Here is a 15,730-nt window from a genome sequence, read left to right as displayed (position 1 = left end):
GGGAAGGACGTCGTCGCGGCGGTGCCGCCGCCGGAACTGGACTTCCGCCATGTCGGGCGCTACCTCGCCTGCGCCCGCGGCGGAAAGTTCGATCCCGCCGACATGCTGGCGAATGCCGATTCCGACGCGCCCTCTCCGGCCGACGAGGGCGTCGCCGGTCTTTTTGGCCGGGTGGCGGAACTCGTGTCCGGCCCGCTCTCCCGCAGCCCCCGGGAGGACCTTCTGGGACAGCTCTCCCAGATCCTCGTGCCCGGCATCGGCGACCACCTGCCCGATCGCTATTGCGCGGCGCTCGGCTGACATCGCCTGCGGCGAATCTCAGGTCAGCGCGGCATCCAGATCGCCGGGAAAGGCGTCGCTCGGCGCACCGAAGGCGCAGTAGCCGCCATCCACGGGCATCGTGATCCCCGTGACGTATCGGGCCCGGTCCGAGCACAGGAAGACCATGGCCTGGGCGATATCCTCGGGCCGGCCCATCTTGCCCATGGGGGTGCGCCTGCGGAGCCGGTCGCTGTCGAGCTTGCCGTCCTTGATCAGCGCCTCGGTGAGGGGCGTCAGGATATAGCCGGGCGCAACGGCGTTCACCCGGACATGATGCGGCGCCCACTCGCAGCCGAGGACACGCGTCAGCATGCTGATCCCGGCCTTGGCGGCGCTGTAGGCCGTGCGCACCGGCAGGCCGAGCACGCCGGCGAGCGACGACAGGTTCACCATCGCGCCGCCCCCCTGCGCGATCATGTGCGGGGCGACCTTCTTCGAGACGAGATAGGTTCCCGTCAGATGGATGTCGATGAGGCGCTGCCAATGCGCGAGCGACTGGTCCACGGTCGGCACGAAGCTGTCCGGCACCCCGGCATTGTTGATCAGGATGTCGATCCGGCCGAACCTGTCGAGCACCGCCTTCACCATGGCGTCGACATCGGCTTCCTTCGAGACATCGCCGCCGACGGCCCCGTGCTCGGGTCCGATCGCGGCCGCCGCGGCTTGCGCCGTCTCCGCCCGCAGGTCGTTGATCATCACCTTCGCGCCCTCGCGGGCGAAGGTGGTCGCGGTCGCAAGACCCAGGCCCGACCCGGCGCCGGTGACCAGCGCAATCTTATCCTTCAATTCCATTCCGGCTCATCCCTCGTCTCGGCGTCTCTAGAGGCCGTTGTGACGTTTCGCTGAATCCTAAGCCAGATAGAGGCCGCCGTTGACGTGGATCGTCTCGCCGGTGATGTAGCCCGCGGCGGGAGCGCAGAGGAACTTCACCACGGCGGCGACCTCCTCGGACGTGCCGAGACGCTTGAGAGGCAGGGCGTTGGCGGTCGCCTGCCGCCGCTCCGGCTCCATGTTCTGGAGCATTTTCGTGTCGATCAGCCCCGGGGAGACGGCGTTCACGCGCGTCTTCGGGGCGAGTTCCTGGGCGAGGCTCCGGGTCAGGGTGATCACGCCGCCTTTCGCTGCTGCGTAGGGCGTGTGGTCGATGCTGCCCTTGTGGCCGGCGACCGAGGCGATGTTGACGATGGCGCTGCCCTCCGCGAGATGCGGCAGGAGGCAGCGGATCGTGGCGAAGGTGCCGTCGAGATTGATGGCCAGCGACCGCCGCCACTGCTCGAAGGTCGCATCGCGGATCTCGATATGCTGGTAGAGCCCGGCGCTCGTCACGACATGGTCGATCGCCCCGAAGGACGCCGCCGCATCGTCGGCGATCCTGCGGGTTGCCTCGAAATCCGTGACGTCGTGCGCATAGGTCTTCACCGGCACCGGCAGCGACTGCGCGAGGGGAACGAGGCTCTGCTCGTTCAGATCGGTCAGGACGAGGGCCGTCCCGTCCTCGGCGAAGGCGCGCGCCACGGCGGCGCCGATCTCCCCTCCCGCCCCTGTGATGAAGGCGACCTTGGTTGGCTTCTCACGTGTCATGTGCCGGCCCTGCGAGATGTCATCTAATGGAAAGGGAGCGTCGCCTCACACCGCAAGCCATTCTTCCATGAGGCCGGGGCTTGAGGTGAGATCGGCGGGCGTGCCCTCGAAGACGATGCGTCCGTGCCCCATCACGCAGACCCGGTGCGAAACCTTGAGCGCGATGGTGAGCTTCTGCTCGACGAGGATCACGGACACGCCGCGCTGGTTGATGTCGGCGATCGTCTCGCCCACGGCCGCCACGATCTTGGGAGCGAGGCCCTCGGTCGGCTCGTCGATGAGGATCACCAGCGGATTGCCGAGCAGGGACCGGCACATGGTGAGCATCTGCTGCTCGCCGCCCGACAGGCTGCCCGCGCGCGTGTTCCGCCGCTCCTTGAGGCGCGGGAAATAGTCGAACATCTGCTCGACCGTCCAGCGCGAGGCGCCCGCGGGGCCCTTCTGCTCGCCCATGCGCAGGTTCTCGTCGACGGTGAGGTTCAGGAAGATTTCCCGCTCCTCCGGCACGTAGGCGATGCCCCGGCGGCAGATGGTGAAGGGGCGCTGGCCGGCGAGATCGCTTCCGCGCAGCCGCACGGCGCCCCCCGAAGGCGGCACCAGGCCCATGATCGCCTTGAGCGTCGTCGAGCGGCCCGAGCCGTTGCGGCCGAGCAGGCTCACGACCTCGGTTTCGCCCACGTCGAAGGTGACCCCGTGCAGGATATGGCTCTTGCCATAATGCGCATGCAGGTTGTCGACGGACAGGAGCGGGGTCGCGGCCATCAGCTCACCTCCTCGCCGAGATAGGCTTCCCGGACTTGCGCATTGCCCCTGATCTCCTGGGGCGTGCCGGTGGCGATCAGCTCGCCATAGACGAGGACGCTGATCCGGTCCGACAGGCGGAACACGACATCCATGTCGTGCTCGACGATGAGCAGGGTGCGTCCCTGCGTGATGTCCCGGATGAGCTCGGTCGTGTACTCGGTCTCCTCGTGCGACATGCCGGCCATGGGCTCGTCGAGGAGGACGACCTTGGGATCGCTCGCCAGCGTCATCCCGATCTCCAGCGAGCGCTGCTCCGAGTAGGACAGCTCGCTCGCGATGGTCGAGGCGCGTTTCGCGAGCCGGACCTGCTCCAGGAGATCCTCCACCAGCGCCGTGACGGCGCCGTATCCCGAGGCCCGCCGCCAGGCGACGCGATCGAGCCGGAAGCGCCGCATCGCCGCGAGACGCAGGTTCTCGAAGACGCTGAGGCCCGGAAAGATGTTCGTGATCTGGAAGGAGCGGGCGAGGCCCTGCCGGTTCACCAAGTGGGGCGGCAAGCCGCCGATCGGGAGGCCCTCCAGCAGGATATCCCCGGACGTCGGCACATACTGGCCGGAGATGAGATGGAACAGGGTGGACTTGCCCGCCCCGTTCGGACCGATCACCGCGTGCCGCTCGCCCGGAACGATGTCGAGCGTGACGCCGCGGATGATCTCGATGGGCCCGAAGGCCTTGCGGACGTTGCGAAGGGAAAGGACTGGAGCGATCATGCCTCGCCTCCATGCTCGGCGCCGAGGCGCCGGCCGCTATAGGCGAGAAGGGCGATGCCCGCCGCCATCAGCCCCAGGGGGACGACCCAGGTGACGATCTGGAAGGGGCCCCAGTCGCGTCCGAACAGCTCGACCGGAGGCCAGCCGGCGGCGCCGACCGTCGCCCGGTAGTCGGAGGAGAAGAAGCGCTGGGCCAGCTCCACCGCGCAGATGAAGCCGAGCGTCGCGATCACCACCGCCGCGGCGAAGACGAGGCCGGCGGCGATCCGCGAGGGACTGAAGCCGACGCGGCCTTCCCGCAGGCGCCGGACCAGCTCGCCGACGAGACCTTCCGGCAGGAACATCATCACGAGGACGAAGATCACGCCCTGGTAGAGAAGCCAGGACCGCGTGAGATCCGAAACGGCATAGCCGAAGAAGGTCATGATGGCCGCCCCGATGGCCGGGCCGAGGAAGACCTTCACCCCGCCGATGAAGCTGTTCAGGACGACGGAGGCCGAGAGCTGCATGTCGAGGACGACATAGTTCGCCGCCTCGATGTTCAACGCCTGGAGCGCCCCCGCGACGCCCGAGAACATCGCCGAAATGGAGAAGACGAGGACCGAAAGCGTGTGGATGTTGTAGCCGAGGAAGCGCAGGCGGTGCTGGTTCTCCCTCAATCCCAGCGTCAGGCGCCCCACCGGCGTCAGGGTGAAGAAATAGAGGAGCGCGAGCGACAGCAGCACCCAGCCCAGCGTGAGATAATAGACCTCCGTCGTCGAGCCGAAGGTCAGGCCCCAGGCCGGCATGCGCATGGCCGATATCCCCGCCTCGCCCCCAAAGAACTCCTTCAGGTGCGGGGCGAGGGCGTGCAGCAGCTCGCCGAGCGCGAGCGTGATCATCGAGAAATAGACGCCCGTCCGCTTGGTCGCGAACCAGCCGGCCACGATCCCGGCCAGGAGGCCCATGAGGGCGCCCGCCAGCGGCAGGAGCGGCGTCGGCAGGAGCCCGGCGCCGTTGAAGGCGTTCATGGCGTGGATCGTCGCGAAGGCGCCGAGCCCGAAATAGGCCGAATGGCCGAAGGACAGCATGCCCGCCTGTCCGCACAGGAGCGAGAAGGCGGAGGCGAACAGGGCGGCGATCAGCATCTGGATCGCCGCGTTGAGAAGGCTCGCCGACAGCAAAGCCGGTGCCGCGACCAGGAGGGCGACGACCGCGAGCGAGAGCAGGAGGGCGGACGGTCGCATGGATCAGCCTTTCTCGCCGAAGAGGCCCGAGGGACGAACGAGCAGCACGATCAGCATCAGCGCGAAGGGCAGCGTGGCGGCGAGGCTCGACACCTGGAGGGTGAGCACCCCGCCGACCGCGCGCGCCCAGTCGCCGAGGCCGATGAACCCGAGGAGGTCGGCGAGGCTCGCATCGACCCCGACGGCGAGCGAGGTCACGACGCCGATCAGGATCGAGGCGACCATCGCCCCTTCGAGGGAGCCGAGCCCCCCGATCACCACCACCACGAACACCATGACGCCCAGCTCGAGCGCCATGTTGGGGTTGGTGGTGTAGAAGGCGCCCGCCAGCGCGCCCGCGAGGCCCGCGAGCATCGCCCCGACCCCGAAGACGCTCATGAACAGGACGGGCACGTTGTGGCCCAAGGCCTCGGCCATGCGGGGGCGGTAGATCGCCGAGCGCACGACGATGCCGACGCGGGTCGTGCTGAGGAGCGCGTAGATCAGGCCGAACATTCCGAGCGCGACCCCGCCCATGAGCAGGCGGTAGACGGGATAATCCGTGCCGCCGATGCGGAAGGCGGCGAAGTCGAGGCTGGCGGGCAGCCGGTAGTCGACGGGGAAATTGCCGAAGATCAGCTTGATCACCTCGGCGATGATGAAGGACAGGCCGAAGGTCAGAAGAAGCTCGTGCGCATGCCCGTAGCGGTGCACGCGGCGAAGGAAGTACCGCTCGACGATCACGCCGACGCCGCCGACGATGATCGGAGCGATGATGACCGCGAGGGGAAAGCCGATGACCCCTGCCAACGCGTAGGCGATATAGGCGCCCATCATGTAGAAGGAGGCATGGGCGAAGTTGAGGACGCCCATCATGCCGAAAACGAGCGTCAGGCCGGCTGAGACCATGAACAGAAGCAATCCGTAGATCGCTCCGTTCAGCAGCGCGACGGCAAGATATTCCATCGGAGACCTCCCTGGCGGGCGGAAAGCCGCCCGCAGGCTTCGGCCGGCCCGTCGTGCGGGCCGTGCCGATCCGCCTTAAGTGAAATCAGTTCGGCCGAACCATCTTGCAGTTGCTCTGCACCGGCGAGGAGGTTTCGGCCGCCGTGAAGATCTTCATCGGCTTGAACCCGAGATTGGTGCCGTCCACCTTGAACTTGGCATCCTCCGCCACGATCGAGATAGCCATGGGAATCTGGATCTGGTGATCATCCGCCCGCATGGAGGCCTCGCCCATCGGAGACTTGACCGTCGTCTTCTCCAGCGCCTTGCCGATGGCATTGATGTTGAGCGCGGCCCCCTTCGCGAGCGGAGCCCCCTTCAGCGCTTCGCCAAGCATCGCCATGCCGAAGGCGGTCTGGGGCTCGATATAGACCGGATAGTGGCCCATCTTGGCCTTGTAGTCCTCGGCAAAGGCGGCCGCCTCCGGACTGGCCTCCGCATTGAACGGGTGGGACACCACGTGACCGACGGCCACGTCGCCGGCATTGGCGATGTTGCCGGGCTGGTCGAGGAAGGTGGTGGCGAAGCGCACCTTCAGACCGGCGCCGCGGGACGCCTTCATCAGGAGAAGCAGGTCGTTCGACCAGTTGCCCGTGATGACCGTCTCCGCGTTGGAGGCGGCGATCTTGGAGACGTAGGGGGAGAAGTCCTGGATCTTCCCCACGTCGTGCAGCGTCCTTTCCACGACGGTATAGCCGCCGGCCTTGGCGTTGGCGTCGATGGCGTTCTGCATGTCCATGCCCCAGGAATAGTTCTGGTTCATGGAATAGACGCGCGTGCCCAGGATGCCGGCCTCCTTCATGGCCTGTACCATGGGCTTCACGCGGATCTCGGCGTTCGGGTTGAACCGGAAGTGGTGGAAATGACATTTGGCCCCGGTCAGTTCGAGAGCCTCGCCGCCGACGTTGAGAAAGATGACCTCCTTGCCGGGATTGCGCAGGTTATGCTTGCGCACGTCTTCCGTGATCTGGCCGGACACCGCCGAGGACGAGCCCTGGACGATGATGCGCGCGCCGTCCGCGACGGCCGCCTTGACCTTGTCCGCCGCGCCGACGGGGCCGCCCTGGTTGTCGTATTCCAGGAGCTGGATCGGCTCGCCGCCATAGCCGCCGGCGGCGTTGAGCTTGTCGATGCCGTAGCGCGCCGCCGTCTTGAACAGGAGGCCGGTGGAGGCCTGGGGACCGGACAGCGTCTCGATCACCGCGATCTTGAGCGGCTCGGCCGATGCCGCTCCAGCCGCCACGAGCGCCGCCGCGAGCGGCGCCAGGAAACGGGCCTTGGTTGCTGTGCGTCCCTTCATGATGTTCCTCCCTTTTTGATGAGTTGTCGTTTTCCGCGGGCGTCAGCCCGCCGCCCGCAGATGGCGCTCGAGGATCCGCCAGACGCTCTCCCGGATCTCGAGCTGCGGCATATGGCCGATCCCCGCGAAGAGATGGAGCGCCACGCTCCCCGGAAGGCCGCGGGCCTGGCCCGGCGGAATGACCCGGTCCGCCCCGCCGAACACCACCGAGACCGGAACCGCGATCCTCTCCAGCGCGGCCCGGATGCCGAAGGCCTGCGTCCCGTCCGGGAAGAGGCTCGCGACGAGGCGCTGCTGGGCCGCGACCAGGACGTCGTCGCGGATCGCCGCGCTCGCCTGCACGAAGGCGGGGGTGATGATGGCGGGATCGGCCACCAGCTCCGCCAGCCAGGGCGCGAGGCTCGCCGCCGAGCGGGCGCGCGCGAAGCCCGACACGAAGGCGCCGTTGATCTCGGGACCGAGGCCGGCCGGCGCCAGCAGGAAGAGCGAGCGCAGGTCGTGGCGCCCCTCGTCCGCCAGGGCCGTCGAGACGGCGCCGCCGAGGGAATGGGCGACGAGGTCGAAATCATGGAGCCCGACCCGGTCGATGGTCTCGCCCAGCGCCCGGACAAGCTCCTCGAAGGTCGAGGCGCCGTGCGCCGCGGAGCCGCCATGCCCCGGCAGGTCGATGCCGAGCACGGGCCGGGCGAGACGCGCGCCGATGAGGAACGGCCGCCAGCCGTTCAGCTCCGCGCCGAAGCCGTGCACCATCACCAGCGGCCTGCCCTCGCCCTGCCGGATCCAGGCATGATGGAGCGGGCCTCCCGCCGTGCCGGCGAGGGCGGGGGCGGCGACGGGTTGCGGCACGCCGGCCGGAGCCGCCTTCTGCGCCCGCTCGACGTCGATGCGCACGATGCGCCCCCTGGGCCCGCTGCCGACGAGGCCGGCGAGATCGAGCCCGCGGGCTTCCGCGAGGCGGCGCGCGAGGGGCGAGGCCGGGATCTTCCGCGCCGCCACCAGCTCGTCCGGCACACGGCGCGGCGCCTTCCCGGCCGGGGGAGGAGCCGGGACGACGCGCGGGGGCGGGGCCGCGCTCGGCTTCGGCGCCGGAGCCGCTGCGGCGGGCCGGGGCGCGGGCGCGGCGGGCTTCGCCGCAGCCGGAGCGCGGGGCGGTGCCGCCTCGCCCTCGGCGAGAATGCAGGCGATGCGCATGCCGACGGGCACGCCGGGGGAGCCGTCGCCGAACACGATGTCGGCGAGACGGCCGTCGGCCTCGGCCTCCAGCTCCATGACCGCCTTGTCGGTCTCGATCTCGGCCAGCGAGTCGCCGCGCCGGATCGCGTCGCCCTCCTTCTTGAGCCAGCGGACGAGGTGACCCTCCTCCATTCCGGCGGCGAGGGCGGGCATCAGGATGTCCTTGGGCATCGTCGTGTCCCGCTCAGGCCAGGGGGCGGCCCTGGTCGGCCATCACGCGCCGCAGTCCCGCTTCCACCTCCGCGGGGCCCGCGCAGGCGGCCTGTTCCAGGACCTTGGAGATCGAGGGCGAGGCTTCCCCGCCATGGACGCGCTGCACGGGCTGGTCGAGCGCGTCGAAGCAGCGGGCCTGGATCTCGGCGGCCAGCATCCCGCCATAGGAGGTGCCGATCGAGCCCTGCTCGACGACGAGCACGTTGCCCGTCTTGGCGATCGAGGCTTCGATCGTCTCCCAGTCGAGCCCCGCCCGGTCGAGGCTGCGCAGGTCGACGACCTCCGCATCCACGCCCAGGCGCTCGACCTCGGCGAGCACCGTGCGCACCATGGAGAGATAGGTGAGGACCGTGAGGTCGGAGCCCTCGCGCACCACCTTCGCCTTGCCGAAGGGGATGAAGTAATCGAGGTCGTCCGCCGGCGCCGGGCCCTTCGTGTTGTAGAGATCGACATGCTCCAGGACGAGCACTGGATCCTTGCAGGCGAGAGCGCTGTTCATGAGGCCGACATAGTCGAAGGCCGTCGAGGGGGCGACGATGCGCCAACCCGGCGCGGTGGCAAAGATGCCGGCCGGATCCATCGAGTGCTGGGACCCGTAGCCCGTGCCCATCGCGACCTTGGTGCGCAGCACGAGCGGGACGTCGATGTCGCCGCCGAACATGTGCCGCGCCTTGCCGATCTGGTTGAACACCTGGTCGGCCGCGACCCACATGAAGTCGGGATACATGAACTCGACCACGGGAACGACACGCCCGTCCATCGCCGCGCCGCCCGCGAGGCCCGCGAAGGCGTTCTCGCTGATGGGAGTGCCCAGCACCCTGTCGCCGAAGGCTTCCTTGAGGCCGCGCGTGGCTCCGTTCGTCCCGCCCTTGAGGCGATGCACGTCCTCGCCCATCACCACGATGCGCGGGTCCTCGGCCATGCGGCGATGCATGACGTCGGCGACCACGTCCACGAACTTCGCATCGGACATGATCGCGCCCGTGAAGGTCTCAAGCTCCGCGGTGCGGACGCCCGCAAGCTCGGAGAGGTCGCCGCGGACGCCGAAATCGCGGAAATCGGGGGCGGGCCAGAGCGCCGGGATGATGCGGCGCCTGCCATCCGCCATCTCGACCAGCTCGCCGGCCACATCCTCCATCAGCGCCCGGGCGCGCGCCCTGAGGGCCGCGACCTCCCCCTCCCCGATGAGCTGGCGCTCCTGCATCTCGCGGGCGAGGAGGTCGATGGGATCGCGCCCGCGCCACTCCGCCTCCTCCTCGCGCGTGCGATAGCCGAAGGCGCTGCCGGGCAGCGGCCCGTTCTGGTGGAAGAAGCGATAGACATCCGCCTCGATGACCGTCGGGCCCTCGCCGGCGCGCATCACCTCGAGCGCCTCCTGCGTCGCGAGGGCCACGGCGAGGGGATCCATGCCGTTCACCTTCCAGGCGGGAATGCCGAAGCCGAGGCCGCGCGCCGAGAGGCGCGTCTCCGCCGTCGCCTCCTCCACGCGCGTCGAGACCGCATAGCGGTTGTTCTCGATGAAGAAGCACAGCGGCAGCTTCCAGGCGGCCGCGAGGTTCATGGTCTCCAGGACCGAGCCGATATTCGTCGCCCCGTCGCCGAAATAGGTGAAGGCCACATCCCCCGTCCCGGCCCGCTTGTGCGCGAAGGCGGCGCCGGCCGCGAGCGGCACCCCTCCCCCGACGATGGCGTTGGTGCCGAGATTGCCCGATTGCGCCCAGCGCAGATGCATGGAGCCGCCGCGCCCCCGGCAGAAGCCGTCGGCGAGGCCGAGGATCTCCGTCAGGGTGGTCTTCGAGAGGTCGCGCACGTCGCCGGAGAATTCGGCGGTCGGCGAGAGGCCGTCCGGCGCGACGTATTGCAGGGATTTCGCGAGGAACTGGTGGTGCGCCCGATGGGAGCCGTTCACCTGGTCCGACCCGCGCATCATCACGGCGGACCCCGTCGCGCCGCCTTCCTGCCCGACCGCGGAATGCGCCGGGCCGTGCACGAGCCCCTGCCCCGCCAGTTCCAGGACCTTCTCCTCGAAGGCGCGGATCAGCGACATGGAGGTCAGCATGGTGCCGAGAAGGCCGCTCTCCGCCGCGTTCCAGTCGTCGCGGGTGGTCTTCAATTCGCGCCACGCGGCTGCCGGTTTCAGGTCAGCATGGGTTGGCATCAGGATAGCTCGGCGAGGTTGAGAGGAGCGGGACGGGAGGTTGCGGAGGGTCAGGCTGCGGGTGAGGCCGGGTGCCACAGGCGGCGCTCGGTCTCCCGCTCGTAGCCCTTGCCACGAGGGAAGCTGACGAGCTCGCATTGCATGCCCCAGGGGGTCAGGAAATAGATCCAGGTCTGCCCGGCGCTGGGCCCGCTCTCGCGCAGCACGGGCTCGCCGAGGACGCGAACCCCGTTCGCGCGCAGATGGCGAAGGGCCGCGTCGAAATCGTCCACGTAGAAGGCGAGATGATGCCCGCCCACGTCGCTGTTGCGGGGCTGGACCCGGCGCTGGCCGGGCGCGGCGTACTCGAATATCTCGAAATTCGAGCCGAACCCGCAGCGCAGGAAGACGAGCTTCTTCATCACGGTGCGCGGATCGACGTCGAGCTGACGGGCCATCCAGTCGTCGTCCGACTGGAAGGGGCCGAGTTCGTAGAATCTCTCGCAGCCGATGACGTCGACGAAGAAGCGCGCCGCCTCCTCGACATCCGGCACGGTGAAGCCGATGTGATCGGTACCCCGCAGGCCGGGCAGCCCCCGCATTGCCGCGTCCGGCTCCGGCCGATCGCTCACCTGTCGCTGCACGCCAGCCATATCCCCCCTCGGCACGATCAGGGTGCCCGGCCCGTCTCCGAGCCGGCCCGGCACGCTGCGATCCTCCGGCTGAGCGGCGACCGCATCCTGAACCTTCGGCTTTTCCACCCGTGTTGGCAATTGCCTAGGCGCGCCTCGATTCATTGTCAACGCAAATGTATCCATTCACGCCGGTTATTCGGGAATAAAACAGAATTTATGCCAGTATTGGATACATTTGCGCCACGAGCATCGCCGATGGTATCCAGCCCGCCGTGCAGGTGACGTGGTGATGACGGCCGAGCGATCCGGCGACCGCAAGGACAGGAACGGGGTCGTCCGCAGCCTCGCGATCACGGCCGCTCTGAGGGCGGAGATCCTGGCCGGCGCCTATGTGCCCGGCGCACGCCTTCGGCAGGAGGAACTGGCCGAGCGCTACAGGACGAGCCGCATTCCGGTGCGCGAGGCCCTGCGGAACCTCGAAAGCGAAGGCCTCGTGGTGCTGGTGCCGAATTCCGGGGCCTGGATCGCGAAGGCCGACATCACCGAATGCGCGGAGATCTACAAGGTCCGCGAGCGCGTCGAGCCGCTGGCCCTGAGCGAGAGCATGGCACGGATGGACGAGGCGACCATCGCACGCCTCTTCGACCTTGCGGCCCAGATCGAGGCGTCGAGCGGAGTGGAGGAGTTCCTCAGGCTCGACAGGGATTTCCACCTGCTGAGCTACCAGGCCGCCGGGATGCCGACCCTGCTAGCGACGATCGAGCGCTTCTGGAACACGACGCAGCATTATCGCCGCGCCTATTCCCGCCTCATCGGAAAAGCCGGCCAATGGGTCATCCACGCGGAGCACCGGCTGATCATGGAGGCGGTCCGGCGTCGGGACGAGGTCGATGCCGAGCGGTATCTGGCGAGCCATATCCGCCGCACGAGGCTTCAGCTCCAGACGAACTGGCACGTCATCTCCTCGTCCCCGCTGGCGTGATGGGCATGCCCCGGGGGGGGGCCGGGCCGCCCCGGCAGCGTCAGAGGCGAGCTTTCCGGGAAGTGCCTCGGCGCGGCCGGCCGCGAGCCGGCCACCCGAGAGCCGCGACGGGCGTCCCTTCGAACGGCTCCGGTGCATGTTTCATCCCGATCAGGCCGGCCGTCACGATCGAGCAGACCTGCCGCTCCACTCGACACCCCCCGCGTCCCGCTGCCGCTGAAATGTCCAGAGCGAAACCCGCAAGAGGACGTCCGGCAAGTCTATGTGACAACCGGCTGTGGAACCGCGTCCACAAATCCCACGCCGACATTCTCGATCATCGTCACCAAGCGCGGAACAAGCCCGTCAATCAACCATGCGCATCACGCCCATCGGAACGCGCGACCGGGCATATCGGGCTCCAATCTGAGAGAGGCGACACAAATCCGATGTCAGCAGATGAACTCGCATCGCCAAGCTGATAGCTGACGAGCACAGCAGAGCTTGCCATCCATGCGGCGCACTCTTATAGGCTACACAGCCATCCGTCGAGGGCGAAGAGTGTAGAAGGCGGAAGAAATGCACGTGCTAATGTATGGTTGGTATCGTGCCATGCATGACGATTTGCAAGACAATATCGCAGACACCGCAGAATATCTCCTCTATCGAGGGCACAGGGTCACGCTGGTCTGTCCTTCCGGTCCATTTGTGCAACGCATGGTGAATCTGGGCGCGACAGTGCGGGAGACGGATTATGAGAACCGGGAGCGCTTCCTCGCCACCGGCGCCCTGGAGGGGAGCTATGATCTTATTCATGCTCACGCCGGGCCCGCTCGCATTTGGGGCCTGGAGGCTCGGGAAAAGCTCGGCATTCCATACTTCGTGACCTTTTACTGCGACGACATGGATAGTATCGAAAAATACTGGCAACACTGTTCAGGCATTTTTGCTGTCTCGCCGGCGGTTCGCCAAAAGATTCTTGAGACTGCGCCGCAGGCGTTGGATCGAATCCACGACATGCCGAATACAGTCATATCCTCGTCAAGATCGCGGGTGAGGCGTCGCCCCGCAAAGGCCGCTCTTCCTGCACGTGTCCTGGTGGCGTCGCGATTCGATCGCGACAAGAGAGAGTTTACCGAGCTTCTGCTGGAAGTCTTGCGCCTGCAGGCCCGGCGTGAAGAGGGCGCGATACGGTGGGAAATTGCCGGAACGGGGCCTGAACTCGAGCGAGTGAAAGCCGCCGCCCAGGAGTTGAGCGACATCGTCGGCCGAGAGGCAGTGCATTTTCACGGCCGGCCGGACGACGAGAAGTTGGCCCATCTGGAATCGGCCTGTCACGCCTCGGTATCATCAGGCCGATCCGCGCTCGCGTCTCTGGCAAGGGGCATGCCTACCATCGCGCCGGCGTCCCGGGGCTGCTTCGGCCTCGTGACGCGCGACAACTTCTGGGCCGCCGCCCGGTGCAATTTCGGGGAATTTGGCTTGGACGAGTCGATGCCCCCCTCTGATATGCTGGATATACTACAGGATCTTATTTTTTCCTCGACGGACAGACGCGAGGATATGACAGACTGCTCCGATTTAGCGCATTCTTATTTTTCCAGAAATCTCTGGGGAGACCGGATGCTGGCCCACTATGTCCGAGCGGTGGCGGGCAGTTCCGCCAGGACTCCGGCTGCGCCATTCATGCCGCCGGAAGAGGTTGAGCATCTGACTCGCACTTACGCAGGCGCGAAAGTCATCTTGGAATATGGGTCCGGGGGATCGATCGAGATCGCGGCGCGCATGCCGGGAAAATACATCATGAGCGTCGAAAGCGATCTTGCCTGGGCACGAGATCTCCGACAGAAACTGACCGCTCCTGAAATCCTGTCCCCGGCCGTCATTTATCACGCCGACATCGGAGAGACGGGTCCGTGGGGGCGGCCACTTAACGACCGGGCGTGGCGAGATTTTTATCTCTATCCAACCGGGATTTGGGACCAGCCATGGTTTCGTCATCCCGACGTGGTTCTGATCGACGGACGTTTCCGAACGGCTTGTCTGGCTACGATATTGCTGAGGGCCGAGCGCCCGGTGCGGGTGCTGTTCGACGATTATGGGGTGAGGTTGCTCTATCGGCAGGTCGAGGAAATCATCAAACCCGTGCGCATGGTCGGGCGCATGGCGGAATTCCATATCGAGCCGGGCCTGGTAAAGCAACGCGACATCGGCTTTCTTATCCGGCAATTCTTTTGGGTATCTCTTCACGGTATATGCGAGGAAGATTACCAAGTGTCAGATCCAGGCCAGATTCCTATGTTAAATCAAATGAACGATAGGTAGCATCGCGATGGCTAAGAATACTGCAATTTCACGTCGTGTCAAACAGGGCGCCGCAATGGATAGCCCGACACCTGCTTTGCCGCCGTTTCCTACACAAGACCGGGATCTGTACGTTCCGCTCTCCCTCTCCAGTCAGTCGATGTTCTGGCGCCCTCGGCACTTGGCGAGTTCGCCGATGCTGGGTTTGCTGCCATTTCTGTTTTGGCTGATGGGAACGACCAGGCCGCGGACGATCGCACAACTCGGGGTCGGAGATGGGGTCGTCTATATGGGGCTTTGCCAGGCGATCGAGCGCTTGGGAGACAGCGCGGTCTGCATTGGCGTTCAGACGGGCGAGCCGCTCATGACTCCGGCCATGCGAGCCCAGCATGATGCGCAATACGCTGATTTTTCTGAGATCCTGCCGGGAGATCCGACTGTCGTCGCGCATCGACTCGGCGGCAAGATCGATCTGCTTGTCTTGAATCAGGCCATGGATTCGGAAGGAATTTGCCAACTACAAAGCGAATTAATACCTTATCTATCGGACAGTTCAATAATATTGATATGCGGCCATGATCATGTTTTTCCAAATTATATTACTAGGAAAAATTTATTCCTCCACGAACATAGATCGTTTACGCTCGAATCAACCTCCAGCGCCGGACGCAACCTAGAGATTGTACTCTACGGAGAGAACCAGGCCGAGCGACTGACTGCTCTTATGGAGCAGCGTCCTGGAATGCCGGCTTATCTGGCAAGCCGTCAAGCCTTCAACCGGCTTGGTCAAGGAATAGAGGCGATACATAAAGCGGAAATTTTAGAAGACGAACGCAATCTCTTGCAAGAATCGTTAAAATCTGCAGAGTCAATGCTCAAATCGAGAGAAAAGGAAGTTGATGGTCAGCACGCCGAGATCAAGGCTGCACGCGCAGCAGAAGCAACTGGCGTTTCTCTGCAAGCAGATACCCTGGCAAAGATCCATGACCTGCAACAAATATTGCTTGAGAAAGACCGCGAAGGCTTAGCACTTGAGGCAGAACACGCCCAGGCACGGAATGCGCATGCGGCCCAGCTTTCCGAGCTGAACGCCCGATCCCAGGCGCGCGAAGCGGAACATCTGGCTGAACTGGAAGCCGCGCGCAGGAAGGAAGCGACCGCCGTGGCCGCCCTCGAAGCGGAGATCCAGACCCTTTCCGCCGGGAAGACCGAGGCGGAGACCCACCTCGCCCGGGCGCGGGAGGCGCACGCGGCCCAGCTTTCCGAGCTGAACGCCCGATCCCAGGCGCGCGAAGCGGAACATCTGGCTGAACTGGAAGCC

At 66.2% G+C, this 15,730-nt stretch carries 13 protein-coding genes and 1 pseudogene; 4 read left to right on the top strand and 10 right to left on the bottom strand.

Going from position 1 to position 15,730, the window contains the following annotated elements; genetic code table 11:
* Positions 1 to 300, top strand: a pseudogene (locus tag PKD06_RS00750) (lipase family protein); the annotation flags it as partial.
* A gap of 18 nt (positions 301 to 318) precedes the next feature.
* On the opposite strand, the gene PKD06_RS00745 reads toward PKD06_RS00750, so the two are convergent.
* The 10 genes from PKD06_RS00745 to PKD06_RS00700 form a co-directional block, all read right to left on the bottom strand.
* Entirely contained in the window at positions 319 to 1,113 is a 795-nt protein-coding gene (locus tag PKD06_RS00745; RefSeq protein ID WP_324376747.1) for an SDR family oxidoreductase, read from the bottom strand.
* A 57-nt stretch (positions 1,114 to 1,170) separates the two neighbouring features.
* The gene (locus PKD06_RS00740; protein ID WP_324376745.1) at positions 1,171 to 1,902 is read right to left on the bottom strand and encodes an SDR family oxidoreductase; all 732 of its coding nucleotides are present in this window, start codon (positions 1,900 to 1,902) and stop codon (positions 1,171 to 1,173) included.
* A 45-nt stretch (positions 1,903 to 1,947) separates the two neighbouring features.
* A complete protein-coding gene (locus PKD06_RS00735) occupies positions 1,948 to 2,664 on the bottom strand; it encodes an ABC transporter ATP-binding protein (RefSeq protein ID WP_324376743.1) in 717 nt (238 codons plus the stop codon).
* On the bottom strand, positions 2,664 to 3,416 hold the full coding sequence (locus PKD06_RS00730) for an ABC transporter ATP-binding protein (RefSeq protein ID WP_324376741.1): 753 nt from the start codon (positions 3,414 to 3,416) through the stop codon (positions 2,664 to 2,666). Before PKD06_RS00730 ends, PKD06_RS00735 begins: the two co-directional genes overlap by 1 nt.
* Positions 3,413 to 4,642: a branched-chain amino acid ABC transporter permease gene (locus PKD06_RS00725; RefSeq protein WP_324376739.1), complete on the bottom strand. Its 1,230-nt coding sequence runs from the start codon at positions 4,640 to 4,642 to the stop codon at positions 3,413 to 3,415. Before PKD06_RS00725 ends, PKD06_RS00730 begins: the two co-directional genes overlap by 4 nt.
* Positions 4,643 to 4,645: 3 nt before the next feature.
* Complete coding sequence (locus PKD06_RS00720) at positions 4,646 to 5,587, bottom strand: branched-chain amino acid ABC transporter permease (RefSeq protein ID WP_324376738.1); 942 nt, start codon at positions 5,585 to 5,587, stop codon at positions 4,646 to 4,648.
* An 85-nt stretch (positions 5,588 to 5,672) separates the two neighbouring features.
* Positions 5,673 to 6,926, bottom strand: coding sequence for a branched-chain amino acid ABC transporter substrate-binding protein (locus tag PKD06_RS00715; RefSeq protein WP_324376736.1), 1,254 nt, complete (start codon positions 6,924 to 6,926; stop codon positions 5,673 to 5,675).
* Positions 6,927 to 6,968: 42 nt separating this feature from the next.
* Positions 6,969 to 8,330: an acetoin dehydrogenase dihydrolipoyllysine-residue acetyltransferase subunit gene (locus PKD06_RS00710; RefSeq protein ID WP_324376734.1), complete on the bottom strand. Its 1,362-nt coding sequence runs from the start codon at positions 8,328 to 8,330 to the stop codon at positions 6,969 to 6,971.
* Between the two features lie 13 nt (positions 8,331 to 8,343).
* Positions 8,344 to 10,530: a thiamine pyrophosphate-dependent enzyme gene (locus tag PKD06_RS00705; protein WP_324376732.1), complete on the bottom strand. Its 2,187-nt coding sequence runs from the start codon at positions 10,528 to 10,530 to the stop codon at positions 8,344 to 8,346.
* Between the two features lie 50 nt (positions 10,531 to 10,580).
* Positions 10,581 to 11,270, bottom strand: coding sequence for a VOC family protein (locus PKD06_RS00700; RefSeq protein ID WP_324376729.1), 690 nt, complete (start codon positions 11,268 to 11,270; stop codon positions 10,581 to 10,583).
* 163 nt (positions 11,271 to 11,433) lie between these two features.
* Between PKD06_RS00700 and PKD06_RS00695 the strand changes: the two genes are divergently transcribed.
* From PKD06_RS00695 to PKD06_RS00685, 3 genes are all read left to right on the top strand, one after another.
* The gene (locus PKD06_RS00695) at positions 11,434 to 12,126 is read left to right on the top strand and encodes a GntR family transcriptional regulator (RefSeq protein ID WP_324376727.1); all 693 of its coding nucleotides are present in this window, start codon (positions 11,434 to 11,436) and stop codon (positions 12,124 to 12,126) included.
* 591 nt (positions 12,127 to 12,717) lie between these two features.
* Positions 12,718 to 14,430, top strand: coding sequence for a glycosyltransferase family 4 protein (locus PKD06_RS00690; protein WP_324376725.1), 1,713 nt, complete (start codon positions 12,718 to 12,720; stop codon positions 14,428 to 14,430).
* 7 nt (positions 14,431 to 14,437) lie between these two features.
* Positions 14,438 to 15,730: hypothetical protein (locus tag PKD06_RS00685; RefSeq protein WP_324376723.1), on the top strand; the 1,293-nt coding region annotated here is incomplete at its 3' end.

The organism is Enterovirga sp. (genome assembly GCF_035325185.1).
Classification (GTDB): Bacteria; Pseudomonadota; Alphaproteobacteria; order Rhizobiales; family Beijerinckiaceae; genus Enterovirga.
This window is presented reverse-complemented; position numbering and strand designations above follow the sequence as displayed.